This is a genomic window from Streptomyces sp. NPDC026522, from assembly GCF_055567555.1.
Map to the genome: position 1 here is coordinate 147,141 of NZ_JBVHQF010000013.1, position 24,450 is coordinate 171,590.

Annotated in this window: 21 protein-coding genes and 6 pseudogenes; 19 read left to right on the forward strand and 8 right to left on the reverse strand. The window is 68.0% G+C overall.

The window, feature by feature from the left end; translation table 11 throughout:
- The first annotated feature begins 221 nt into the window (after positions 1 to 221).
- Positions 222 to 803: an AlbA family DNA-binding domain-containing protein gene (locus tag ACZ4M3_RS29725; RefSeq protein WP_467737818.1), complete on the forward strand. Its 582-nt coding sequence runs from the start codon at positions 222 to 224 to the stop codon at positions 801 to 803.
- Here the strand turns inward: ACZ4M3_RS29725 and ACZ4M3_RS29730 are convergent.
- Both ACZ4M3_RS29730 and ACZ4M3_RS29735 read right to left on the reverse strand, forming a co-directional pair.
- Complete coding sequence (locus tag ACZ4M3_RS29730; protein ID WP_467737820.1) at positions 732 to 1,103, reverse strand: STAS domain-containing protein; 372 nt, start codon at positions 1,101 to 1,103, stop codon at positions 732 to 734. The two genes, ACZ4M3_RS29725 and ACZ4M3_RS29730, sit on opposite strands and share 72 nt — an antisense overlap.
- Entirely contained in the window at positions 1,100 to 2,533 is a 1,434-nt protein-coding gene (locus ACZ4M3_RS29735; RefSeq protein ID WP_467737822.1) for a PP2C family protein-serine/threonine phosphatase, read from the reverse strand. Before ACZ4M3_RS29735 ends, ACZ4M3_RS29730 begins: the two co-directional genes overlap by 4 nt.
- Positions 2,534 to 2,685: 152 nt before the next feature.
- Here ACZ4M3_RS29735 and ACZ4M3_RS29740 point away from each other — a divergent pair, with 152 nt between their 5' ends.
- From ACZ4M3_RS29740 to ACZ4M3_RS29780, 9 genes and pseudogenes are all read left to right on the forward strand, one after another.
- Complete coding sequence (locus tag ACZ4M3_RS29740; protein ID WP_467737824.1) at positions 2,686 to 3,117, forward strand: GNAT family N-acetyltransferase; 432 nt, start codon at positions 2,686 to 2,688, stop codon at positions 3,115 to 3,117.
- 156 nt (positions 3,118 to 3,273) lie between these two features.
- The gene (locus tag ACZ4M3_RS29745) at positions 3,274 to 3,765 is read left to right on the forward strand and encodes a NucA/NucB deoxyribonuclease domain-containing protein (protein WP_467737826.1); all 492 of its coding nucleotides are present in this window, start codon (positions 3,274 to 3,276) and stop codon (positions 3,763 to 3,765) included.
- A gap of 17 nt (positions 3,766 to 3,782) precedes the next feature.
- A complete protein-coding gene (locus tag ACZ4M3_RS29750; protein WP_467737828.1) occupies positions 3,783 to 4,313 on the forward strand; it encodes a hypothetical protein in 531 nt (176 codons plus the stop codon).
- 916 nt (positions 4,314 to 5,229) lie between these two features.
- Positions 5,230 to 5,638, forward strand: a pseudogene (locus ACZ4M3_RS29755) (lamin tail domain-containing protein).
- 968 nt (positions 5,639 to 6,606) lie between these two features.
- Positions 6,607 to 6,942 (forward strand): hypothetical protein, encoded by a 336-nt coding sequence (locus ACZ4M3_RS29760; protein ID WP_467737830.1) that lies wholly within the window; start codon positions 6,607 to 6,609, stop codon positions 6,940 to 6,942.
- A complete protein-coding gene (locus tag ACZ4M3_RS29765; RefSeq protein WP_467737831.1) occupies positions 6,942 to 7,505 on the forward strand; it encodes a hypothetical protein in 564 nt (187 codons plus the stop codon). The genes ACZ4M3_RS29760 and ACZ4M3_RS29765 overlap by 1 nt, the downstream gene beginning before the upstream one ends.
- The gene (locus ACZ4M3_RS29770) at positions 7,505 to 12,184 is read left to right on the forward strand and encodes a putative T7SS-secreted protein (RefSeq protein WP_467737832.1); all 4,680 of its coding nucleotides are present in this window, start codon (positions 7,505 to 7,507) and stop codon (positions 12,182 to 12,184) included. Before ACZ4M3_RS29765 ends, ACZ4M3_RS29770 begins: the two co-directional genes overlap by 1 nt.
- Before the next feature lie 26 nt (positions 12,185 to 12,210).
- On the forward strand, positions 12,211 to 12,450 hold the full coding sequence (locus tag ACZ4M3_RS29775; RefSeq protein ID WP_467737834.1) for a hypothetical protein: 240 nt from the start codon (positions 12,211 to 12,213) through the stop codon (positions 12,448 to 12,450).
- A gap of 412 nt (positions 12,451 to 12,862) precedes the next feature.
- Positions 12,863 to 13,660 (forward strand): annotated as a pseudogene (locus ACZ4M3_RS29780) (IS5 family transposase).
- A gap of 4 nt (positions 13,661 to 13,664) precedes the next feature.
- Here the strand turns inward: ACZ4M3_RS29780 and ACZ4M3_RS29785 are convergent.
- The gene (locus ACZ4M3_RS29785; RefSeq protein WP_467737836.1) at positions 13,665 to 14,426 is read right to left on the reverse strand and encodes an SMI1/KNR4 family protein; all 762 of its coding nucleotides are present in this window, start codon (positions 14,424 to 14,426) and stop codon (positions 13,665 to 13,667) included.
- 361 nt (positions 14,427 to 14,787) lie between these two features.
- Here ACZ4M3_RS29785 and ACZ4M3_RS29790 point away from each other — a divergent pair, with 361 nt between their 5' ends.
- On the forward strand, positions 14,788 to 15,291 hold the full coding sequence (locus ACZ4M3_RS29790) for a fascin domain-containing protein (protein ID WP_467737838.1): 504 nt from the start codon (positions 14,788 to 14,790) through the stop codon (positions 15,289 to 15,291).
- Positions 15,292 to 15,308: 17 nt separating this feature from the next.
- The gene (locus tag ACZ4M3_RS29795; RefSeq protein WP_467737840.1) at positions 15,309 to 15,824 is read left to right on the forward strand and encodes an MFS transporter; all 516 of its coding nucleotides are present in this window, start codon (positions 15,309 to 15,311) and stop codon (positions 15,822 to 15,824) included.
- Positions 15,825 to 15,881: 57 nt separating this feature from the next.
- Here ACZ4M3_RS29795 and ACZ4M3_RS29800 read toward each other — a convergent pair.
- Positions 15,882 to 16,049: pseudogene (locus ACZ4M3_RS29800) on the reverse strand (VOC family protein); the annotation flags it as partial.
- A 295-nt stretch (positions 16,050 to 16,344) separates the two neighbouring features.
- Here ACZ4M3_RS29800 and ACZ4M3_RS29805 point away from each other — a divergent pair.
- The gene (locus tag ACZ4M3_RS29805; RefSeq protein ID WP_467737842.1) at positions 16,345 to 16,653 is read left to right on the forward strand and encodes a transposase family protein; all 309 of its coding nucleotides are present in this window, start codon (positions 16,345 to 16,347) and stop codon (positions 16,651 to 16,653) included.
- Positions 16,654 to 16,793: 140 nt separating this feature from the next.
- The gene (locus ACZ4M3_RS29810; protein ID WP_467737844.1) at positions 16,794 to 17,255 is read left to right on the forward strand and encodes a hypothetical protein; all 462 of its coding nucleotides are present in this window, start codon (positions 16,794 to 16,796) and stop codon (positions 17,253 to 17,255) included.
- Positions 17,256 to 17,273: 18 nt separating this feature from the next.
- On the opposite strand, the pseudogene ACZ4M3_RS29815 reads toward ACZ4M3_RS29810, so the two are convergent.
- Positions 17,274 to 18,040: pseudogene (locus ACZ4M3_RS29815) on the reverse strand (IS5 family transposase); the annotation flags it as partial.
- 204 nt (positions 18,041 to 18,244) lie between these two features.
- Here ACZ4M3_RS29815 and ACZ4M3_RS29820 point away from each other — a divergent pair.
- From ACZ4M3_RS29820 to ACZ4M3_RS29835, 4 genes are all read left to right on the forward strand, one after another.
- Entirely contained in the window at positions 18,245 to 18,820 is a 576-nt protein-coding gene (locus ACZ4M3_RS29820) for a TetR/AcrR family transcriptional regulator (RefSeq protein ID WP_467737846.1), read from the forward strand.
- A gap of 128 nt (positions 18,821 to 18,948) precedes the next feature.
- A complete protein-coding gene (locus tag ACZ4M3_RS29825; protein WP_467737848.1) occupies positions 18,949 to 19,881 on the forward strand; it encodes an MBL fold metallo-hydrolase in 933 nt (310 codons plus the stop codon).
- Between the two features lie 126 nt (positions 19,882 to 20,007).
- Positions 20,008 to 20,226, forward strand: a complete 219-nt coding sequence (locus tag ACZ4M3_RS29830) for a hypothetical protein (RefSeq protein WP_467737850.1) — start codon at positions 20,008 to 20,010, stop codon at positions 20,224 to 20,226.
- Positions 20,213 to 21,604, forward strand: coding sequence for an amidase (locus tag ACZ4M3_RS29835; RefSeq protein ID WP_467737852.1), 1,392 nt, complete (start codon positions 20,213 to 20,215; stop codon positions 21,602 to 21,604). The genes ACZ4M3_RS29830 and ACZ4M3_RS29835 overlap by 14 nt, the downstream gene beginning before the upstream one ends.
- Before the next feature lie 228 nt (positions 21,605 to 21,832).
- Here ACZ4M3_RS29835 and ACZ4M3_RS29840 read toward each other — a convergent pair.
- Both ACZ4M3_RS29840 and ACZ4M3_RS29845 read right to left on the reverse strand, forming a co-directional pair.
- Positions 21,833 to 21,956: pseudogene (locus ACZ4M3_RS29840) on the reverse strand (transposase family protein); the annotation flags it as partial.
- A 28-nt stretch (positions 21,957 to 21,984) separates the two neighbouring features.
- Complete coding sequence (locus ACZ4M3_RS29845) at positions 21,985 to 22,938, reverse strand: helix-turn-helix domain-containing protein (RefSeq protein ID WP_467737853.1); 954 nt, start codon at positions 22,936 to 22,938, stop codon at positions 21,985 to 21,987.
- Between the two features lie 219 nt (positions 22,939 to 23,157).
- Here ACZ4M3_RS29845 and ACZ4M3_RS29850 point away from each other — a divergent pair, with 219 nt between their 5' ends.
- Positions 23,158 to 23,718 carry a quercetin 2,3-dioxygenase gene (locus ACZ4M3_RS29850; RefSeq protein ID WP_467737855.1) on the forward strand — a complete coding sequence of 187 codons (561 nt, stop codon included), beginning with the start codon at positions 23,158 to 23,160 and terminating at the stop codon, positions 23,716 to 23,718.
- Positions 23,719 to 24,143: 425 nt separating this feature from the next.
- Here the strand turns inward: ACZ4M3_RS29850 and ACZ4M3_RS29855 are convergent.
- A pseudogene (locus ACZ4M3_RS29855) lies at positions 24,144 to 24,383 on the reverse strand (transposase); the annotation flags it as partial.
- Positions 24,384 to 24,450: the final 67 nt, after the last annotated feature.

Consider the following 24,450-nt stretch of genomic DNA (forward strand, 5'->3'; position numbering starts at 1 on the left):
CCACCGCGTGTAGCTCATTCACCGGATCATGCCCTGCCCCACGGACACCCTCGAACAGCCCGCAATCACCCGCCAGCGATGACACGCGTGTGAGGCCGATGAGAACACTCTGGCGACCGATACCACGGCTTTGCAGAAACGCCTGGTGATGGCCAGGTGCGCCCGTTTAGCGTGTTCTGACTGGCGCATGCCGGTAATGCACCTGGTGAACTGGAGAACCGATGGCTCTGCCCGCACGGCTCACCGCCGCTCTGGGACGGCATCCTGACGACCTCACCGAGGACGACCTGCAGCGGGCGGTCGACAACCAGATACCCGAGGGCGTCGATCTCGACTGGAAGAAGGACTTCTACGACGTCAAGGACGCGGGCAAGAAGGAACTCGCGAAGGACGTGGCCGCCATGGCCAACACGGTCGGCGGTCTTCTCGTCTTCGGCGTCGACGACGGCAAGCAGGACCACGCCCACGCCCTGGCCCCCGCCGAGCCGGCCCCCGGGCGGGGCGAGGAGTGGATCCGCTCGGTGATCGCGAACTGGATCCAGCCCGTCATCCCCAACGTGGGGCGTGCGCTCCCTGCAGTCCGCCGACGAGGGAAAGATCTACTGGCTGCTCACGGTGCCGCCCAGCACACAGGCTCCGCACGCGGTCGCTGCCCCGGGCAACGACTACAAATTCCGGGTGCACGTCCGGCACGGCACCACCACCCATTTGCCTGGCGGCCACTGCGGGGGTTACGCGGTGGCCGTGTTTTGGCTGGGGGTGTGCGCGACGAGGGCGTGGGCGGCGGTGGGGTGGGCGGGTAGCAGGGTGCTGATGCCGGTGAGGTCCAGCAGCCGCTCGAGGCGGTCGGGGACGGCGGCGAGGACCAGGGTGCCGTCGGTGGTCTTGGCGCAGCGGAGGATGCCGACCAGGGCGTTGAATCCGGAGGAGTCGCAGAAGGTGACGGACTCCAGGTCCAGGATCAGGTGGCGGTGGCCTTGTTCGATCAGGGCCAGGGCCTGGGCGCGTAGCTCGGGGGCGGTGGTTACGTCGAGTTCCCCGGTGACGCGGGCCAGGGCGAGGTCGCCGTCGGTGTGCTGTGTGGTGAGGCGGAAGTCGGTCACGATCTGTTCTCCGGCGTCTCGCCGGCGGGGGCGATGGTGTGGGCGGTGGCGGTCGCGGTGAGGCCGTCCGCGGCGTCGGCGAGGGGGACGGACAGCGCTAGCAGGGCGACGTCGTCACCGGCCCCGTGGGGCATGGCGTCGATGAGGGCGACGGTGTCCCCTATGACCGCCGCCGCGCTGACAGGTGCCGTGCGCGCGGAAAGGAAACGGGTCAGACCCTCGTCTCCGATCATGTCACCACCAAGGGTGCGGGCCTCGGTCAGCCCGTCGGTGTAGAGGAGCAGTCCTTCGCCCGGGGCGAGGTGGATGCCGTGGGAGGCGAAGCGTGCGCCGTCGAGGGCGCCGATGAGCATGCCGCCCTTGGGGTGCACCGCTTCGACTGTCCCGTGGCCGCGCAGGTGATAGGCCGGAGGGTGCCCGCCGGTGGCCACCGTGACGGTGAACCCTTCCTCCTCGTGCGGTTCAAGGACGCCGAAGACAGCGGTACAGAACCGGGTGCCGACAGCCGGGTCCAGCAGCAGCGCCGTGTTCAGCGAGGTAAGGACTACGTCGGGGTCGGGGTCGATCAGGGCCGCGGCGCGCAGCGTGTAGCGGGTCAAAGAGGTCAGGGCGGCGGCTTCGGGGCCCTTGCCGCACACATCGCCTAGGAAGAACGCCCACCTCGCGCCGTCGAGGGGGAAGACGTCGTAGAAGTCACCGCCGACGTTCTGCGGGGAGGCGGTGGCGTAGTGGCAGGCCAGCTCCAGTCCGGGCACCACCGGAAGCGCCGGCGGCAGCAGAGTGCGCTGAAGGGTGGAGGCGAACGCCTCGATGGCGCTCTTGTCCCGCTCGGCGCGCTGCCGGGCCTCCTCCTGCTCCCGGCGCCGCTCCTGCTCGGCGCGCAGGGCGTTCAGGGCGGCCAGGCGCATCTCCATCTCGTCCAGCACGATCGCGGCCAGGTCCGTGAGGGTGGCGGTGTCGTCCTCGGTGATCAGACGCGGCCTGGTGTCGAGGATGTTGACGGTGCCCAGCCGGTGCCCGTCGCCGGTGATGATCGGAGCCGCGGCATAGAAACGGACGCCCATCGGCCCGGCGACCAAGCCATTGTCGATGGCGACGGGATCGGTGAGCGTGTCCGGGATCACCAGGGTCTCGTCGGACAAGATCGCCGAGCCGCACAGGCCCGGCTCCCGGCTGATCTCGCTGACGCCTTCCAGACCGTGGGCGGCCTTGAACCAGATCCGGTCCTCGTCCACGATCGTCACGCTGGCCACCGGCACTTTGAACAGCCGGGCCGCCATCGCCGCGACGCGGTCGAACGCACCGTCCGGCGGGGTGTCGAGGATGTCATAGCGGCGCACCGCGTCCATTCGGGCCGCTTCTTGTGCCGCACTGAGCGTCTGCCGGCCCGGCGTGCCCGCCGGGCCGGTCGCGTGTTCCGCTTGCGGCATCGTTTGCCTCTCCTTGCCGCGCCGGCCTCGGTGGCCGACGACTGTCGCAGCCTAGACGACTCATTTCCGAACGATCAGTGGTCGTAGGCGACCGTGCTGGTCTGGCTGATATCCATTGGCTTGTCGGCGGGTCAGACTGCTTGGATCCGGGCATGAACAGTGATCTGCCGGACGGCTACGAGATTTCCACCGACCCTTCACGCCTCGATGCCGAGCTGATCCACCAGTGGCTGTCACAGGACAGTTACTGGGCGCTCGACCGCTCCCGCGACAAACAGGACTTGGCTATTGCCGGCTCTCTCAATTTCGGTGTCTACGACAGCGCCTCCAACGCCCAGCTCGGCTACGCCCGTGTAGTTACCGACCAGGCCACCTTCGCCTGGCTCTGCGACGTTTACGTCGCCCCTGCCGCACGAGGCAAGGGCCTGGGAACGGCCTTGGTCGCCGCCGTCCGGGACCACCTCGCCCCCTATGGCCTACGCCGCATCCTGCTGGCCACCGCTGACGCCCACGCGGTCTATGCAAAGGCGGGGTTCGCGCAGCTGGCGAAACCGGAGATGTGGATGGCGCTCGGCGATCAGTGAGCCGCCCCAGGCCCCCGGGACGAGCGCAGAAGCCGTTCAGGGATGAGATCGGGCCAGGCGAGTCGTCCCGAATGTCGATGATGCGTCCGGGGAAGCAACAAGAGCATGGACATGAGGGTGTCCTCACCCACCGCGGTGCCCTGGACGGATCCCGTCATGGCCTACTCCAGCGTCCGCTTCGGCTACGCCGGGCCGACCGCCGGCAAGCACAAGGGCACTGTCTTCACCGAAGCCCGCGTCGAACTCGTGATGAGTCTGCAAGACCCCGCCGTCGACCAGAGCGCCCGGCAAATACTCGACGCACAACAGCTTCCCGAGCGCACTTTCCCCGCCTGGGCCGGCAAGACCGTGCCCGGAGCCACCGAGCCCCTCCACCGCCTCATCGACAAGGACAAGCAGGAGAAAAATCGGGAGAAGGCCATCGCGACGTGCAACGATGTGTGGGGTGACTACAAAGGGACGAGGCTCCAGTGCGACGAGTACCCCTTCGCTTCCACCAAAGAAGGCGCTGCCGCCCCGGGTAACAGGTTCTCGGCCAGACTCATCGACGGAACTGACAATGAGACAGGCGGCCGAAAGCTCAACGAAATGTTCACCCTGAACCGCATTCTCGACGGGGACGCGTTCTACGTGAAAATCAGTCCCTGAGCAGTGACGGAGCCTCCGTGTCTCTCATCACCGAGTACAGCACCACCGCCCGACCGGACCACAGGATCGTGGAGGTCTACGACTCTGACGCCTACCTCGGCGACGATGAGGCGGTGCAGCAGTCAAGGACCCAGGTAGTCGCCGGAAACGGCTATCACCTCTACCTGCACAGCCTTCAACCCGACATCGAAGTACAGGTCACCATCAGGGTCTGGGACACCCCCCAGACCCCCCCGGCAGACGCTGAGGGCACGGTCCCTGTCTCCCTGGAATCAGAGACGGGCCAACTCGTCGTCAACCAGCTCACCTTCGGGCCGGCGGGCATGATGGACCTGCCCCGACCCGGCGTCTACGAGGGGCACGCGGCATGGAACGGACGAGACGCTACGGCCGCCTACTACGACACGTGCCTCCAGCGCGCTGTCGAGGGGCAATGGGGCGCGGAACAGATCGGAGCAGCATGGAAACAGTGCTCCACGGCTGAGCAGTACACCCTCGACCTCTGGTTCGTAAGGGAATCCGAACCCGAGGACGAGGACGACGAATAGCCCTGGGGACTGCTCCCCCAAACACCACGTGGGGCCCGTGACGTCCACACACCTGCGCAGAAGCACGGGCCCTCTTCCCAGATTGCCTGCTACGCCCCGCCGCCCTGGGGGGCGGGCTGCTACTCCAGACCCGGCGCGGCGCGCTATCTCCGCAACTATCTGGCCTTCCTCGGTCTCGCAGCAACCCTGTGCTGCTTCAAGCGGCTCGTCCCCCTCACCACATAGGACACGGTCTACGGAGGGCGTGTGACGGGCCTAGCGGTCGTTCAGACGATCGCCGACCGGGGGCCGGCCGGTATCGCAGACGGTCCAGGAAGTGCTGCCTGGTTGCGTTCGGCGTCGACGCGCGACCCGGGGCCGGGTTGCGCGTCGATCCGGCCGTGATGGGGCGGCTCACGCCAGTGGCGAGCCGTGGCACGTGATCTTCCGCGACACCGCCTGAACGGGCACGGACGTTCCAGCCCACCCTGTCGGTCGAAATGATGTACGGGCTTGTGGTGTGTGTGCGGCAAATTCTGCAGAACGGTTGATACTTGATCGGCTGCTCCGCGTGGGTGAGATTGGTCGGGAGTGCGCTTGGTGGTGCGCCGGAGCGCATTGTCCGTGGGTGCCGTTTGTGGGGCGGGTGAGCGTAGGGGCCGCCGAATGTCAGGGTCACGGCAGGTGGATGTGGGTGGGGTGTACAGGCAAGGGTGACGGAAATATCCGTGTCTGGTAACCGCCCTCACGGGGTGCTGCGGCGGGGTGGGTTGGGGGTTGAGAGTGTGGCCCTCGGCTCACCCCGGGCCGGGAATTCCACACCGGTGTCTGGGCCCGCTTCGGCGGGTCGGGCGCTGTTGTTGAGGGAGCGCCACCCATGTCTTCTACTTCTTCGTCCGTCCGTCGTATCGCCGCGACCGTCCTGGCCGCCGGGGCCATGGTGGGGGCTGCCGCCCTGCCGGCGGCCGCCCAGGACCGCGACCACGGCCGGCATCCGCGGGTGGAGATCAGCCGTGTCCAAGCCGACAGCCCCGGACGCGACGACCACTCCAACCGGTCGCTCAACGCGGAGGGGGTGGAGATCACCAACACCACCCGCGACGCCATCAACCTCCGCGGCTGGACCCTGCGCGACGACGACGGCAACCGCTACCGCTTCGACCACGTCCGCATCAACGGCCGCGCCACCCTCCGCATCCACACCGGCTCCGGTCACGACACCCGCACTGACCTGTTCCAAAATCCGCCGCGACTACATCTGGGACAACCACGCCGACACCGCCATGCTGCGCGATGACCGCGGCCGCACGGTCGACACCGAGTCCTGGGGCCGACGCCACCACTGACCAGTGTCCGGGTGCGGGCGGCCGCCTGGACGGCGGGCGGCCGCCCGCACCGCAATGCACGGCGCAAGCCGACCGGCCCGGTAACGGACCGGGCCACTACCGGCTACCGGGACGGAGGGCTGTGGCGCTGACAGAGAACCAGGGGCACAGCCCGTGGGGTCGGGCTGCGGCAGCGGCGGGCGTGTGTGGGCGAAGAGGAGTTGAGGCCCGGGAGTCAGGGGGGAAGGGTGACTGCCTGGGCCGGTGTCGCCTACCGCGGGGGAGCGGTGTGCATTGCGTCGCGACACCTGGAGGAACGATTCGCCAGCCGAGAGGTAACGATCCTTACCGCGCCGCCTGGCCAACGATGGACGCCGCCCAGGAGAGCTGCCGAGGTGGACGCCACTGGGCGGCGCGCGCCGGATGGCGACGGACGTCGCACTGGTGCGCCCCACATGTCCGCGACCAGACCGATCCGGTGGTGCCACCCGACGATGCACGACACTCTCGCGCAACCGGTTCACCGCTCCCTGCACAGCACTGTGCCCCGCCCCGGCCCTTGGCGGGATGCTGCTCGACGTGACGGGCCGAGGCCGCAGGAAGTTGTCGACGGGGGGCGGCTTTGCTGTCGGAGCACGGCGCGTTCGGGCCGGGCGGCCGATCCGACTGTGAGTCGGCCGAAGGGGAACGTGACGCTGGCGACGTCGGCCGGTTCGTGTGGCGGGGCGACGTTCCGTAGGCGCAGGCAGTGCTGGTCGGACCAGGTCCCGTGCCAGGTCACGTTCGCCTGGGATGTCCTGGTATTCGCTGAGCTGTTTGGGTGGTGGCTGGTTAGGCTCGGCCGTGTTGTTGATCAAGATAGTGTTCGTGTCTTTGGGGTGTGTTGGCCTGCTGGGGGGCGTGGGGTTGTGGGTTTGGCTGGGGAGATAGCCGCGTTCCGTGAGGGGGGCGGGGAGCCCGGGCGTCTGGTGGGGGAGTTTCGGCGGGCGGTGTTGCTGGTTCCGTTTGCGGCGGGTTCGGCCGGTGGTGTGGACGGGTTGATGTCGGCGGTGTCGGGTGGTGTGCGCTGGTTGTACGCGTTCACCGACGAGGAGGCGCTGTCCCGGTTTGCCGTGGCGCGTGGGGACGCGGGCCGGGAGTGGCCATATCTGGCGGTCCTTGGTGCGCGTCTTGTCGACGCGATCGTTCCCCAGGTGGGCGGCCCTGCCGGTGTGGCGGTGAACGTCGCGGACGGGGACGGGGCGATGTTGTTCCCGCCGGTTGCCGGGATCGTTCCCGACACCTGTGCCGTGGACATCGAGGACCGGCCTGGGGTGGTTGCCTGATGGTGGGTGACGGTGATCTTGAGGTATCGCCGCAGGCGGTGGCCGCGATCCAAAAGGGGTTGCGGGCGGCGATCTCCGAGCTTCGCGAGTCGGGGGACGCGGCCGGAGCCGAGATGGGAGCGGGTTTCGAGAACCTGTCGATGACGGCGATGGAGACCGGGCACAGCGGCCTGTCGAAGGACTTCGAGGACTTCTGCGAAGGCTGGGAGTGGGGCGTGCGCTCCCTCATCCTGGACGCATCCGCGCTCGCCGCCAATTTGGGGATCGCCGCGGGAACGGTGTGGGAGGAAGACCACTACCTCCAGGGTGCGTTCAAGGTCGGTGCGAACTCCCTGTACGGCAATCCGCACGCCGGCGAGGACGAGATCGAGGAGAAGTCCTGGGGTGACATCTTCCGCGCCGACGTCTACAAGCCGGACTTCAGCCCGCAGTCGGTTATCAAGAGCAACGAGGACATCGACAAGACCTGGTCGGACACCAAGGACACGGTGACCTCGACGGGGAAGATCGGGTCGATCAAAGACCTGGTCGAGCAGGCCGAAAAGTATGGGAACAAGGGCTGATGGGCTGGCGTGACTACATACCGGACTCCGTCGAGGACCTCGCGGAGGACACCGCGGAGAAGGCCGGCGTCGTCGTCCAATGGGGCGGGAACAAGGTCGCCGACCTCGCCGACGACGTCGGCCTGGACGACGCCGGGAACTGGATCCGCGACAAGAGCCGCTCCGCCGCCAACCAACTCGGCGCGAACGTCGCCGAACTCGAACTCGGCCAAACTGAGGATCCGAAGAAGCTTGTCTACGGCAGCGTGCCGAAGATCCGCGCGCAGGTCTCACACCTGAACGATTTCCAGACGGCGTTCGAGTCGGTCGGCAACGGACTGAAGGCCATGACCGAGCCCGCCGGTCTGAAGGGCAAGGCGGCCGAGGCGTTCGCGAAGGCGGTGTCCAAGCAGCCGCCGCGCTGGTTCAAGGCGGCCGAGGCGTTCGGGAAGGCCGCCGACGCCATGAACCGCTTCGCCGAGACCGTCGAATGGGCACAAGGCCAAGCCAAAGAGGCCCTGGAGGAGTACAACCAGGCCAAGAAGGCATCCCAGGACGCCTACGAGACGCACAAGAAACTCGTCGACACCTACAACGACGCCATCCGGGCCAAGAAAGACCACCTGCCGCCCCGCCCGTCGGAAACCTACGACGACCCCGGCCCAGCCATGGCCACCGCCGCGCAGGACAAACTCGACAACGCCCGCAAACAACGCAACGAGCAGGCCCAAACCGCCGCCACAGCCGTCCGCGCGGCACGCGAGGCCGCCCCGCCCAAGCCCTCGTACGCCAAGCAGTTCGAAAACGGCATGCTCTACAACGGCCTTGCCATGACGCACCTGGCGGGTGGCGTGGTCAAGGGCACTGCCGGCATGCTGGACTTCGCCAGGGGCCTGAACCCATATGACCCCTACAACCTGACGCATCCCGCCGAGTACGCGACGAGCCTCAACTCGACCGCAGCTGGCCTGGTGACTGCGGTCAACGATCCGTGGGGCGCGGGCAAGCAGTTCCTCGACGAGTTCATGAAGGACTCCAACGAAGGCATCGGCAAGTTGCTTCCGCAGCTCATCGGCTCCAAGGGACTCGACGCCTTCAAAGAGGCCGGTTCCGTTGCCAAACCCCTCAATGACGTCAAGCATCTCGACGACGCAAAGGGCCCCGGCCGGCGTGCGAATGACGCGGACGGCCCGCACAAGGGTGAGCGACCCGACTACGAGAAGCGGGTCGACGGGACTGACCCGGTCGACCTGGCCACCGGCCGGATGTTCCTGCCGCAGACCGATATCGTGCTGCCCGGAACTTTGCCGCTGGCGTTCACCCGACGCGCGGAGTCGGGATACACCTGCGGCCGCTGGTTCGGCCCGACATGGGCATCAACGATCGACCAGCACCTGGAGATCGATGCCGCAGGCGCCGTGCTCGTCACCGAGGACGGCCTTATCGTGGCGTATTCCCATCCGGCCCCTGGCGTCGCAGTCCTACCACTGTCCGCCTCCGCGCCACGCTGCCCCCTGGAACGTACCCCGGACGGCGATTGGATGCTCACCGACCCCAGCACTGGGCACGTCCGCCGTTTCGCCCCGGCCGCCGGCGATCCGGACGGCGACGGCATCGCCCCGATCGCGCAACTCGACGACCGCAACGGCAACCTCGTCACCTTCGAGTACGACGAACACGGCACCCCACTCGGAATCACCCACTCCGGAGGCTATCGACTCAGGTTCGATAACGCCGACGGCCGCATCACCGCCCTCTACCTTCACGGCGGCCCGCGCGTCCTCGGCTACGGCTACACCGAGGGGAACCTTACGCAGGTCATCAACTCTTCCGGACTTCCGCTGCGCTTCACCTACGACGACCGCGCTCGCATCACCTCTTGGACCGACACCAACGACCGGTCCTATAGGTACGTGTACGACGAGCAGAACCGTTGCATCGCAGAGGGAGGCGACGAGGGGCACATGGTGTTGCGCCTGGCCTACGACGCCGTCGACGAGGCGACGGGCCACCGCGTGACTGAAGCCGTTACAGGCGAGGGCCATTCTCGCCGGTACCTCGTCGACGAAACCTATCGGATCGTGGCTGACATCGATCCGCTCGGCCACATCACTCGCTATGCGCGCGACCGCCGCAACCGGCTCCTCGCTCGGACGGATCCGCTCGGACGCACTACCACGTACGGTTATGACGAAGACGGCAACCTGGTCAGTATCGTGCGCCCCGACGGTCGCGAAAGCACAGCGCGACACAACGAGTTGGGCCTGCCTGTCCACATCAGGCGGGGCGACGGCCAAGTTGTCCGGTACACCTATGACGACCACGCGAACCGCGTCTCGACCAGCGACTCGCTGGGCAGGACCACCCGCGCCACCTACGACGAGGCAGGTGGTCTCACCTCCGTCACCGACCCCCTCGGCAACACGACCAGCATCCGCTGTGACCGCGCCGGGCTTCCCTTAGAGGTCACAGATCCGCTCGGTGCCACCACTTACTTCGTACGGGATGCCTTCGGCCGTCCCACCGCCATCACCGACGCTGCGGGTGCCACCACGCACCTGCAGTGGACCGTCGAAGGCCGACTCGCCCGTCGCACTCACGCGGATGGCGCCGTCGAAAGGTGGGCGTGGGACGGAGAGGGGAACTGCACCAGCCACACCGACCGACTCGGCGGGGTCACCCGCTTCGAGTACACCGAGTTTGATGTGCTCACAGCCCGCACGGGACCTGACGGCGTCCGCCATGCCTTCCGCCATGATGCCGAACTGCGCCTGACGGAGGTTACCAATCCGCAGGGCATGACCTGGAGCTACACCTACGATTCAGCCGGACGCCTCACCTCCGAGACGGACTTCGACGACCGTACGATCACCTACACCTACGAGCCCACTGGAACTCTCGCTTCCCGCACCAACGCGTTGGGGCAGAAAATCACGTTCGAACGCAACGCACTCGATCAAATTATCCGCAAGGACGCGGACGGCAGCGTTACCACCTACGCCTACGACCTCACGGACCAGCTCGCCCACGCACAAGGCCCCGACGGGACGACGGTCACCCTGCTGCGCGACCGCGAGGGCAGACTCCTGGAGGAGACCGTCAGCGGTCGCAGGCTGACCTACACCTATGACGATTTGGGGCGGCGTACTGGCCGCACGACGCCGACCGGCGCGACATCGACGTGGAGTTACGACGGCGCCGGTCGCCGCATGGCGATGACCACTGCCGGACGCCGCATGGACTTCACCTACGACACGGTAGGCCGTGAGGTGACACGCCGAATCGGTGACTCCCTCGTCCTGGACCACGCCTTCGACTCCGCCGGGCGCCTCACGGCCCAGACCGTAACCGGCCGGGCTGACATCCGCGTACGGCACCGCAACTACAGCTATCGGGCCGACGGCCACCTCACTGCGGTCGACGACACAGCAGGCGGACGGCAGGAGTACGAGCTTGACCCGGCCGGTCGGGTCACTGCGGTCCACGCAGTCGGCTGGAGCGAGACCTACGCCTACGACCAGGCCGGAAACCAGACGTTCGCCTCCTGGCCGACGGACCATCCCGGCAGCGAGACGAACGGTGAGCGCACCTACGAGAGCAACCGGATCACGCGAGCGGGTGCCGTGCGCTACGAGCATGACCGGCTTGGCCGCGTCACCGTGCGGCGCAAGACCCGTCTATCCCGGCAACCGGACATATGGCGCTACGTATGGGACGCCGAGGACCGTCTCATCTCGGCGAGCACTCCCGACGGCACCCTGTGGCGCTACCTCTACGACCCCCTCGGGCGCCGCATGGCAAAGCTGCGTCTGGCAGCGGATGGCCAGAGCGTTGAGGAACGGATCGACTTCACCTGGGACGGGAACACACTATGCGAGCAGACCAGTAGCTCCAGCGCGCAACCGCACCTCGTCGTCATCACCTGGGACCACCAGGACATCCGCCCCATAGCCCAGACGGAACGCATCCTCGACGCGTCGCGGGAAGAGGTGGATTCCCGCTTCTTCGCAATCGTCACCGACCTGATAGGAACCCCCACCGAGCTGATCGACGAGTCCGGCGACGTCGCATGGCACACCCGTTCCACGCTGTGGGGCCTCACCACCTGGGCAGCGAACAGTACCGCCTACACCGCTCTCCGCTTCCCGGGCCAGTACGCCGACCTGGAGACCGGCCTCCACTACAACTACTTCCGCCACTACGACCCCGAGAACGCCCGCTATCTCACCTCGGACCCCCTCGGCCTTACCCCGGCGCCGAACCCCTTCACCTATGTGGCGAACCCGCACGCTTGGACGGACTACCTGGGACTGGCCCCGGACTACGTCCCGATCTACCGCACACCCAAGGGGGCCCACGCCCAGTACGAGCTGGACCACGGGCCGAATCCTGCCAACCATCAGCCAGGGGTGGACATCGGTGGTGGAGTCATCTCGGACGGCAAGATCTACTTTGGTGAACATGCTGTGGCTGCCGAGTACGCTGGTCCGACAGGAGTGAACTTCGCCAGAGGAATGGTCAAATACGAAATGCACCCGTCATTCCTTGAAGAATTTGGCGGCCACGCAAAAATCCATGACACCAAGGGGCCTGGTGGCCAGCCACGGATCGAATTTGAGATACCGGTAGAGAAACTCGACCGCTTTAACGAACTGACACTTAATCGCAGTTGGGTTAAGATATTTGGAGGGCCGAAGTGACATTTCACCAGCATCAGGAACTTGACGTGACGATCACCGGAGTCGCCTCCGTCGGTTCGAGGGTGGAAGTGGATGGATCCGAGGGAGTATTCGGGTTCATTGACCAGGTGAAGCACCCGTCATGGTGGGATGAAAACGTGGCGCCGCCGCAGGCAGGGGACAAGCTCCACGTCTGTGTTCTGGACCCAACCCGAGAGCCGTATCCTCGTTTCAGCGCGCTGCAGGACGATATTGACATCGCCCGGCACCTGCGAGGTGATGCATAGAGTCCGCGGCATGGCCCGGCGACACCCCGTAAGAGGGGACGCGGCAGGGTACTGGGCTGGGCGATCCTCCCAACTCGTGCCTCGGGCTCAAGGCGAAGGAGTACCAGGCCCGCCCTCGGGGTGGCTGAGTAGCGGGCCTGGGCCGGCCGCGTGGCGGCCTGGGATAGCCGGGGGGGGGAAGATAGCCGCGCTCGCGGGCTGGCTTGATCCATGGTGCGGGCCATTCGGCGAGCCGCCGCCTGCCTCCAGGGAACCGCCGGAACCAATGCGAGCGGGAGGCGAACCAGGAGGGGCGAACAACGCACATCCAGTTCCGTGAGTTACGCCCCGGTCCTAAGAGCTCGTAACAGGATCTTGGTGAAATGTCCTGGTCGGGCGTGACCGGTGTGACGATTCGGCCGTTCGTGATCCTGTGAGTACTCGGCCGTGGATCGTGGACGACGACTTGTGGGCACTGATCGAGCCGCTGCTGCCACCCTGGCCCGAGAAGTCACCGGGGCCACGGCCGGTGGCTGACCGACAATGCTTGCAGGTCCTCTACAACGATATAGCCTGGCAACTCCTGCCGCTGGAGCTGGGGTTCGGCTCCGGGCAGACCTGCTGGCGACGCCTGGAACGTTGGTAGCAGGCAGGGGTCTTCGACCAGCTGCACCGGATCCTGCCGGCCAAACTGAACTCGGCCGGCCGCCTCGACTGGTCGAGGGCCTGCGTGGACGGCTCTCACATCCGCGCGAAAAAGGGGGCTCCGACACCGGTCCGTCGCCGGTCGACCGGCGGAAGACGGGCAGCAAACACCACTTGATCTGCGACGGACACGGCACTCCGCTCAAGGTCATCACGGCTGCGGCAAACGTCAACGACGTCACCCAGACCCTCGCCCTGGTCGACGGTATCCCGCCCGTCGCGGGGCGCCCCGGCCGTTCCCGCAGACGCCCCGAGGGCCCTGCTCGGCGACAAGGGCTACGACTTCAACGCCAACCGCGACGAGCTGCGCAAACGCCGGATCCTGCCGGTCATCTCCCGCAAGGGCGCCCCGAACATCCAGGGCCTGGGCAAGCTCCGCTACGTGGTGGAGCAGACCTTCGCCCTACTCCACCACTTCAAAAGACTCGCCGTCCGATGGGAACGCCGCACCGAACTCCACGACGCCTTCGTATCCCTGGCCTGCAGCCTCATTTGCTGGAGACGTCTCAACAGGCCCCCATCATGACGCTTCAGAAGGGCGGCGGCTCGGCGTCCAGTGAGTCGGTGTATCCCAGGGCCCACCGACCGGGGACGGTCTGGCAGATCGCCTCCAGGTCGGCCATGGTCCGGCCCCGAACGTGCAGCCAGCTGTGGGCGCCCAAGCCGTCTTGGCGCAGCAACTGTCCGGGGGCGGAGAACCAACGCACTGGAAATTCCTCCGGCCCCGTCCACGTCGGGTAATCGGGCAGTGCGACCCGCTGGAAGTGTTCGGGCACCGCCCCAAGCAGGTCCGCCGGCAGCTCGCACGCGTTGTACAGCCGACCCCCACCGCCGAACAGTGCCTCGCTCAGTACGAGCTCGACGCATGCCAGAGACACCCGGTCCAAGAACGGCACCCAGCCGTGCCGCGCCTGGACGAGCACCGGCGGATCGTCCTGATCAAGGTCGCGCAGGCGCACACCCCAGAAGGCGCAGCCCTGGTTTTCGCTGCGGAAGACGAGGACACCGCCGCACTCGTCATGCACGAACATCTCGGCGGGCGGCAGCAGGGGATCCTGGTTGGCGATCAGGCTGGACCGCGTACCCAGGAGCGTGTAGACCTCGCGCAGCGCGGTCGGCAGGGAGCAGCCGAGCGTCGCCTCGGCCCGCGCCAGTTCCGCTGCCGGCGTGCCGCCGTCCTCGGTCAACGGTTCATCCCAAGCAGCGGCGAAGCCGCGGACGAATGCCCACGCCCGCTCCTGGTCGGTGATTCCGCCGTCTAGAGCCTGGGCCACGTCGAACACGCCAGTCATGCCGCGAACCGTACCGGAAGCACACGCCGCATCACTCAGAGACGATCAGGCCGCCGTGAGAGCAGCCCCACCGGGAGGGTCCGAAGGCATGGTGGATTTCCCGAGGCAAACATGAAACCGGCGAACGCTATGACCTGACCACACTCGCCAAGATCGTGTTACGAGCTCTTAGCAGGCTACGGGAAGTCGATCACGGAGCCGGTAGGGCTTATCGGTTCACCCGGAGGCTCCCGCTGCGACGCGGTATTCGCTGAACGGAAATGTCCCTCTTCCTTGCCATCACATCAGCGCTGCGAAATGTGGCGGCGACGGCGCTCATCCATCTCGTCCGCGTTATCTCCAGACGGAAGGAACGGCCAGCATGGCTTTATCGGAAGCCGACCTCGCGAAGCTCGGAGACACTCCGATCACGATCCAGTCGACACACTACCCGAATGTGTACCTGCGTATGGATGGGACTGGCGTGACCGCCCCCAGCGATCCCGGCGGCGGTAAGGTCAACTGTCAGTACGGCACCGGCGCCTGGACCGCGTTCAAGGTCCGGCCGCAGGCCGACGGCTCGTACGCGTTCGAGTCCGTGGCCTTCCCCAGCGTGTTCCTGCGCATGGACGGCACCGGGGTCCCCACCAACATGAGCTGCGGGGGTACGGTCAACTGCCAGTCATTCATTGGCCCCTATGAGAAGTTCCGTGCGCGCGCCCAGAGCGACGGTTCGTTCTCCTTCGAGTCGGCGACCTTCACAAACATCTTCCTGCGCTTGGTGACCGGCAGCGGGGTCACCGCCGCCACCGGCCCCGGCGGAACGGTGCACTGCCAGTACAACGCCAACGGCGGCGACGAAAAGTTCTTCATCGACAAGGCATAGTGTGATCCCTTCCGGCCTTGTGGCTCCGTATTGGGCCGGAAGGGATCGTTGGAGCGGCGTACCTGGCCCCGGCGCTGGAGGCGCACGGAGCTCCTGTCACCCTGGCCTGCGCGGTCGCGGCCCTGTACGGGGTCGGTTCCATGGCGGCGGCGCAGGTGGTCAGGCGGCTCGTCGGACGGTGGTCTCCGGCGGGCCTGATCGTGGCCGGCGGCGTGCATATGGCTGCGGCGTACCTGTTCGCCGGCCACAGCCGGTCCACCGGGGTGCTCGTCGCGGTCGCCCTGCTCCTGGGGGGCGGCTGGTCCTTCATGCACTCCACGGTCCAGTTGTGGGCGACGGACCTGTGCCCGGCGGCCCGCGCGACGGGAGTGGCCCTGTTCGGCGTCGCGCTTTACGTGGGCAGCGCCGTGGCCACCGGGCTGGCGGCCTCCACCGCTCAGGCGCACGAGTACCGTTCCCTGTTCTGGTCGGCGGCGTTCTTGACAGTCCCCGTGACGGTGGTCGCGGCTGTGGGCCGGGCACGCTGTCCTTGAGGGACGGCTCGGGCGGTGGCGGGGAATGGACCGGCAGCCGCGCTGCGGCGGGAGGGCTCAGAGGCGGCTGAGGACGTTGACCACGCGGCCGTTCGGGTCGCGAACGAAGAAGCGGCGTACACCCCACTCGCCGTCGCTCAGCGGGTTTACGATCTCGGCGCCGCGTTCTGTCATCGCCGCGCACACGGCGTCCTCGACCTCGACGCTCAGGTCTGGGATGACCGGTGTCCGACCTCGCCGACCTCCTCGGTGAGCTTGAGCAGGCCCGGCGCGCACCCTGTTCGTCGCTGCCAGATCGACCCGACGGGGGTGGTGGCCTGTCTGCCGGCCCACGACAGGATCGCGGTACCCGTTGCTTGCCGGCGGCCTCGCTGACGCTGGAAGGTACGGGGGGCGCCACGCGCCGGTTCCGGCTCGATGACCCACCTCTGGTCCTCGCCGATGTCGCGTCGGGGGAGGACGAGTTGTCCGGCTGGTCCACCGACGCCGACGCCGACTCCACCTGGCCGACGGTCCGGCCGTGCAGATCCTCGCTGACGCCGGCTATCAGGGTCTGGGCGCCCAGGCCAGCGGCCGTGTCGTCACGCCCTCGCACCGCAAGTTCAACAAGAACCCACCGGACTGGTACGAGGAGATCTACGAACGCCAGCGCAAGGCACACTCCTCACGCCGCATCCGTGTCGAGCACGGCATCGCACACCTCAAGAACTGGCGAGCACTCGCCCGTCACCTCGGCCGCCGCGAACACACGAGCGACACCCTGCAGGCCGTGGCCGCACTGCTCTCACACCAGCAGACCCTCACCCGCGGGGTCAATCAGCCACAGTGACCACCGGGCCGACCTGCACCTTTCGACGTCGCACCGCCAACCATGGACGAGCTCGTCAGAGCCTGTCTCCTTGCTGGGGCGATCCGCTGATGGGCGCCCCCCCATGATGCTTACGGCATCGCGCGTGGAAGCCTGTCCGCATGGACACATTCGCGGACCGACTCGACGGCGGGTGGAAGTGGTGGGAGGCCGCGATTGAAGAAGCGCAGGAGGGGTGTTGGGTCCGTGACGCCGTGGAACGGCAAGTCATCAGGGACATCGGCGCCGCCACGAACCCTCTCCATGGCGGACGGATGGCCCCGTTCACCGAGGACTCGTGGCACGTACGCATCGGGAGGATCGCGAACTGGGCCGGGGTAGTGCGGGTCGCGGCCCGATCAGGCGGATGGGTACTGCAACCCGTGGCCGGACACATCCCGCCCAGCCCTGCCGGCATGACCGAGCTGCTGTCCGGCATCCACGCGGTCGGCGAGCAAGGAGAAATCTGGATGCGTCAGCTCCTGAAGGGTGAGCTGCCACCAGAAGACGAGATCGCGAAGGCTGAAGGCTTCCTCACCGGGCCCGGATCCGTGGAGGACCTTGAGCTCTTCTTCTACGACTGAATCGCCGTCGCTTCGTCGTCATCGCCGTGCCCACATGACGATGGCGGCGAGGTGGAGAGCAGCCTGGTAGGCGATGGCGAGCTTGTCCGTTCGCATGGCCAGGCCACGCCACTGCTCAGCCGGTTGATGCATCGCTCGACCGCGTTGCGTTGCCGATACGCGTCGGCGTCGAAAGCGGTGAGCGACCGCCGGCGCGGCCTCGCCGCCGACGGTGGCCGATCTGGCCGGACGGCTGGGCGATGACAGCGCGGACTGTTCCACGTCGGCGGAGGTGATTCCGGATCGCGCGGGGTGAGGACGCGCGGTCCGCCAGGACGGCATCGGGGCGCGTCCTCGGCCTCCCCGGCCCGCTTCGCGGAACACGGATGACGGCCATGACGGTCTCGAAGGCTGGGGCGTCGCCCGTGTGGCCCGCGGGGACGCGAAGGGCGAGGGGCGTGCACGGCTGTCGCTGGCGAGGTGGACTTCCGTGCTCAGGCCGCCGCGGGAGCGTCCGAGGGCGTGGTTGTCGGGTTCGGGCCGGCCTGGAGCCCCTTTTTCCTGGCTCCGGCGGCGTGCTGGTGGGCTAGGCAGACGGTGGAGTCCACCGAGACGGTCCAGCCGATGCCGTCAGCAGCCTCGGTCGCTGCCAGGACTGCGGCAAGGCTGCTATCCCAGGGGCCGCCCACGGCCCACCTGACCAGGCGTTTGTGGGCGGTCTGGAACGAGCCGAGCTCGTTGGGCAGGTCGCGCCAGGGTGAGCAGGTGCGGTTCTTCCACGCGATGGCTGCCATGGTTCGGCGGTGATGTGACCGCTGGCGACCTGGTGCCGCTGATGTGCGGCGGCATCGCCTACACCGCGAACGTCCTCGCGACTCCTGCGGCCCGGGCGAAGACCGCTCGCCACTATTTGGCCGCGCTGCTAGGGCGCACTCGTCGACCGCGTCGCCCCGCAGTCGAGGGGATGGATGGTAGACGCAGATGCAATTGCTTCGCGTTAAGCTGGGTGTATGAGTGCCCGACCCACCTCGCGCCCCGGAGGGCGCAGTGCCCGCGTCCAGCAGTCCGTGCACCAGGCCGTGCGTGATCTGGATGCCGAGGTGGGCCGGGACGCGCTCACCGTGCCACTGATCGCAGCCCGCGCGGGAGTGACGCCGTCCACCGTCTACCGGCGCTGGGGGGACCTGCGGGAGCTGCTGTCGGACGTGGCCGTCGAGCGGTTGCGCCCCGACGCCCCGCCGGTCGACCACGGTGACCTCCGGGCGGACCTGGCGGCGTGGGCGGTGCAGTTCGCGGAGGAGATGTCCTCCACGGCGGGCCGCACCTACGTCCGCGACGCCCTGCTGGGGGACCCCGAGCAGGGCAATGCGCTGCGCTGCTCCGACTACGCCGCCGAGCAGCTGAAGGCCATCGGGGTGCGCGCGGCCGGGCGCGGGGAGGCCGTGCCTGACGTGGAGACCCTGCTGGACGCCGTCGTCGCCCCCCTCCTGTACCGCATCCTGTTCCGCCCCTCGGACCTGTCGTCGGCCTACACCGACCGTCTCGTGGCGACGGTGCTCGGCCCGAGTCCGGCCTCGGGCCGCTAAAAGCTAAACGTTTGCTTTTTCCGGGGTGCGAGGTCTACTCTCACCTACGGCGACAAACGCAAAAGATTTGCGTTTGCCGCCGTAGGTGAGAGGTGCTCCCCTGCCGCCCCATCAGAAAGGACCTGCCGGTGGTCACCACCACGTCCCGTCCTGCCGACTTCCGCACCAGCACGGGTTGGAACCTCGGCGATCTCGTCGTGCGACGCGTCGACGAGGTCGAACTGCCCCGCCAGACCGGGCCCTGGCTGCTACCGGACGCGACCAGGGAGGTCCTGGACGAGGCACCGTGGCTGCGCCCCGACTTCGCCGACGCCGACGTGCCGCGGCTGGCGAGCCACAGCTTCGCCGTGGAGGCCGGCGGGCTGCGGATCGTCGTCGACACCGGCATCGGCAACGACAAGCCGCGGGCCAACCCCGCCTGGAACGGCCTTCGCACCGACTTCCCGCAGCGCCTTGCGGCAACCGGCTTCCCGCCCGAGTCCGTGGACCTGGTGATCACCACGCACCTGCACACCGACCACGTCGGCTGGAACACCCGCCTCACCGGCGGGGACTGGGTCCCCACCTTCCCCAACGCCCGCTACCTCGCGAGCCGCACCGAGTGGGACCACTGGGCCACCGCCGAACTGGACGAGCCCCGACGCCAGATGTTCCGCGACTCCGTCACCCCCGTCCGCGACGCCGGACAGTACGACCTCGTGGACGTCCCCGGGCGAGGGCACGAGGTGGCCCCCGGTGTCCTCCTCCTCCCCGCCCCGGGCCACACCCCGGGACAAGTCGCCGTGGAACTGCGCGGCACCGACCGCCGCGCGCTGATCACCGGCGACAGCATCCACCACCCCGTCCAGCTGTCCCACCCCCACGTGAACAGCTGCGTCGACATCGACCCCGCCCAGGCCGTCCGCACCCGCGCCCGGCTCCTGGACGCCCTGACGGACACCGACGCGCTGCTCCTGGGTACCCACTTCCCGCAGCCCACCGGTGGCACCGTCCGTCGGGAGAACGGCCGCTACCGGCTCCTCGCCGAGCCCGGCGCCGAGCTGCCCGTCGGCTCGACCTGACCGCGCGGCCCGCTCGCCGGACGAACCTACGCGCCCGACCCGGCGCGAGCCACCGGCCGGCGCCCCGTCGGCTTTCCGAGCGTCGGCCACGCCGCCGCTCCCCCCTCCACCGAAAGGCAGAACCCCATGGCGGCTGATGAACTCACCCCACCCGAGGCCGCCCGCTGGGCCGCCCGAACCGGACTGGTCCTGCCCGCTGAGCGCCACGCGGCCGTCGCCGCGGTCGCCAACCACATCCACAGCGTCGTCAAGGTCCTGCACGAGCTGGACTTCGCGGACGTCCCGCCCGCCACCGCTTACCGCGCCGCACAGCACGAGGAGGAAAAGCGCGATGCAACCGTATGAACTGCCCCTCGCCGCCGCCGCGGACGCTATACGCGCCCGGTGGCTGTCCCCCGTCGAACTGGTCGACTCCGTCCTCGACCACATCGAGGAGGTGGAGCCCCACCTCGGCGCCTACGTCACGGTCACGGCGGAGCAGGCACGCCGGGCGGCTGTCGAAGCCGCACACGAAGTGGCGCAGGGCCGCCACCGGGGACCGCTGCACGGCATTCCGATGGGACTCAAAGACCTGATCGACGTCGAGGGGATGGCCACCACGGCCAGCTCCAGGGTCCGCGCGGGCCACCGCGCGACAGCGGACAGCATGGTCGCCGCCCGGCTGGCCGCGGCCGGTGCGATCTTGCTCGGCAAGACCCACACCCACGAATTCGCGTTCGGCCTGACCACCCCGCAGACCCGCAACGCCTGGGACCGCGGCCGGGTCGCCGGCGGGTCCAGCGGCGGTTCCGCGGTCGCCGTGGCCTCGGGCACCGCGACCTTCGCCCTGGGCACCGACACCGGAGGGTCCATCCGGGTGCCCGCCGCGCTCAACGGGGTCGTCGGCCTCAAGCCGACCTACGGGCTCGTCCCCCGTCACGGCGTCACCTCCCTGTCCTGGTCGCTGGACCACGTCGGCCCGATCACCCGCACCGTCGAGGACGCCGCGCTGGTCCTGACCGCGCTGGTCGGACACGACCCGCGCGACCCCGCCTCGCTGCCCGTGTCCGCCGTGGACTACCGACCCGGTGCGGGGACGGACCTGACCGGGCTACGCATCGGCCTGCCGCGCACCTACTACTTCGACCACGTCCACCCGCGGGTGGAGACCGCCGTCCGCGACGCCGTCGCACAACTGGAAGCCCTGGGCGCGCGGCTCGTCGAAGTGGACATCCCGATGACCCGCTACATCCAGGCCACCCAGTGGGGCCTGATGGTGCCTGAAGCCGGCGCCTACCACGAGCGCAGTCTGCGCACGGTCCCCGAGCGGTACCAGGAGGACGTCCGCATCCTCCTGGAGGCGAGCGAGCTGATGAGCGCCGGTGACTACCTGCGGGCCCAGCGCTCCCGCACGCTCATGCGCGCGCAGTGGGCACGGATGCTGGAGGAGGTCGACATGATCGCAGCCCCGAGTGTCCCCATGTCCGCGGTCGAGGTTGACGAGGAAACCGTCACCTGGCCCGACGGCACCACCGAGAGCGTCTCCGACGCCTACGTACGCCTCTGCGCCCCCGCCAACATCATCGGAGTGCCCGCCCTGACCGTTCCGGTAGGCCACGACGAGGCGGGCCTGCCCATCGGCATGCAGCTGCTCGGCCGGCCCCTCGGAGAGCCCACGCTCCTGCGGGTCGGCCACGCCTACGAGCAGACGCAGCCCGCCCGGGCACTCGCCACCTCCGGCTGACCTTCCCGGCTCCCCGGCCACCGCACGAAACCCCGCGTGGACCGGTGGCGTACGGGTCCCAACGACGGCCGAATGCCCCCGATTCGCCCCGAAAACGGTCAGGGTGCATCCGGGGCGTGCCGCGCGCCTCCTCGATGCGCCAGGGCGGAGCAGGCGGAGGTTGCCTCGGCCCGGACCGGGCCGCCGTCCGCTTGTCCAGGGAAGGCGGGAAAACGGACGGAAGCGAGGGACATGGGCCACGACCTTCCGGCCGTCGACCGGCACATCCGCCACGGTCCCGCTGCGGTATCCGTGGACCTTCCGTGTCAGCACCCCGCACACCGGGCAGGGGGGGAGCATCCCGGGTCCGGGCATGATTCACAGCTTCGGGCCCTCTTGGTCTATCCGGATGCGGTCTGGCTGTTGGCGTTTCCGGGGACTGGTGCGGTAGGTGCGCTGACGACCAAGGCACGGAACTTGGTGGGGGTGGTATCGGTGCGCTTGCGGAAGAAGGCGCTGAAGGCGGTCGGGTGTTTGAAGCCGATGCGCTCGCCGATGACGGCGGGGGTCAGGGTGGTGTGGACGAGGAGCCGTTTCGCTTCCAGGAGGACCCGGTCGTCGATGAAGCGTTTGGCGCCGCATCCGATGGCGGCGTGGGTGGCGCGGGTGAGAGTGCGCGTGCTGTAGCCGACGCGTGCGGCGTAGTCCTCGACGCGGTGGGTGAGGGTGAAGTCCTGCTCGACGGCCTCGCGGAACCGGCGGAACGGCTCGCCGGCCGCACCCTCCGGGAGTGCGGAGCCGTCCACGTGGGCGAGACGGATCAGAAGGGCGGACAGCAGGTGCCGCAGCGTCTCGATGTGTGCCGTCAACGGCAGATCGGAAAGGCGGGCGTATTCGTCTTCGAGAGCGTTGAGGACACGGCACAGTGACTCCGCCTGCCGGAGGGAGGGGGTCCCATGCCGGGGGCGGCCGTGTTCGGAGGGGCTGGTGAGCGTGGCGGTGGCATCGCTGAGGAAACCGGCCGGGAAGACGACCACGGTGCCCCTGGCGCGGTCCAGCGGGGTCAGAAACTCCACGACCTGGCTGGGCCGTACCCACAGCCAGTCGCCCGGAGAGACCTCGTCCGTACTGAAGTCGACCGAGCAGCGCAGCATGCCCGCCTCAACGTGCATGAGCAGGTGGAAGACGGGGCGACTGGGCCGGTAGGGGTCGACGCCGTGGCTGTGGGCACGTTCGGTGAGACGCTCAAGCGGCAGCACCTCTATGCCTGGCGGCGTGCCCGGCGTCGGACGGTAGGGGATGGCCGCGAAGTCCCGCGCAGATGAGCCCTGACAAGCCTGTCCGTATTTCTTCATGACGTGTCCCAAGTATAGGCGGTGTGCCCCGCTCCTCGGCATAGCGTGAATGGGGTCGGAACGCGGTTTGACTGCCCACGGGCGCGTCGGATACGAGGCCGTAGTGTCCGAAACCCTCAAAAGGGCGGCCTGATCAGCTCCTGCGTCGGCCCTGCCGCGTACACGGCCGGACTTCGCATGAGTGTCATCCGCTTCCCTACGACGATCGGCAGACCACAGATGACCATCGAATACACCACGCGCTACCGCACCCGCTCACACATCCCCGCCGAGCCGGGCACGCCCTATTTCATCGAGAAGGGGCACGGCGACCGCGCCCATCTCTTCGGCGACCTGGTCACCATTTACGCGGGCGGCGAGCAGACCGAGAACTCCTTCAACTTCTTTACCGTTGAAGGCCCCAAGGGCGACATCATCCCGGCACACTCCCACCCCGACACCCATGAGGTCTTCTACATCGCCGACGGCGCGGTCCGGCTCTTCGTCGAGGACCTGCAGGGCAACCAGCACGAGAAGCTGCTGACCCCGGGCGACTTCGGCTTCGTGCCCAAGAACTGCCCGCACGCATACCGCATGGAGCGCCACCACAGCCGGGTCGTCGGCGTGGCCGCCGGCCCCGGCCGCACGTTCGAGCGGTTCTTCGAGAACTTCGGCGCCCCCACCGACGCGCTCACCCTGCCCCGCAAACCAGTCGTTCCCGAACCCGGCAAGTTCGTCACCGTCCCCCAGCAGTACGACGTGACCTTTCTGCCCGATCACCGGTGGCACGCTGGCACCTGATTCCCGTCCACCGGCACGCCACCCGCCGCACCGCCCCTATTCCACGGACGACGATCCTTTTGTCTCCTGATGGCACCGTCGGCCTCGTAGCCCCCCAGGCCACTTCATCTCCACTCCTACATCCGCCAGGCGCAGGCAGCCGCCCGTACAGGCCGCTGCTGGCGGGAATGTGGAGGCTGCCGCACCGGCGGGCCCGCCGACGGTGTTCCGGTCCGGCAGCCGCCAGTCGGTTCCGTTCGCAACGCCGGGACCACCCCATCGAGGGGGCTGCTACTTGGACATGGGAGGCGCAAGCGTGATCACGCCACTTTGGATGTCTGCCAGCTCCCGGAGGATCGGAACAGCGCTGTGTAGGGGACCCCGAGCTGGTGAACAAGCATGTCGCGGCACAGGTGCTGAAGGTTGCCCGTCATCATGTGGTGCGTTCAGGTGGGTCTCATGGTCAGGCCGGACTCGGCGAGGCAGCCGTCTATGAGGTCGCTGCGGTACTGGATGTGTCGTAGGCCGCGGCGGATACGCTGAATGAGGTGTGCGCGGGTGCTGAAGGCGGCGTTGGAGAGCCAGCCGCGTCGCAGGAGGGACCAGATCCCTTCGACGGGGTTGAAGCCGGGTGTGTAGGGCGGCAGGTAGCAGATGGTCAGCCAATCGCTGGCTTCGGCGAACTTGGGCCGGCGAACATCTGCAGGTGCGCCGACGTCCCGTGCTCGATGGTGCACAGATCGGCCCGCGCCG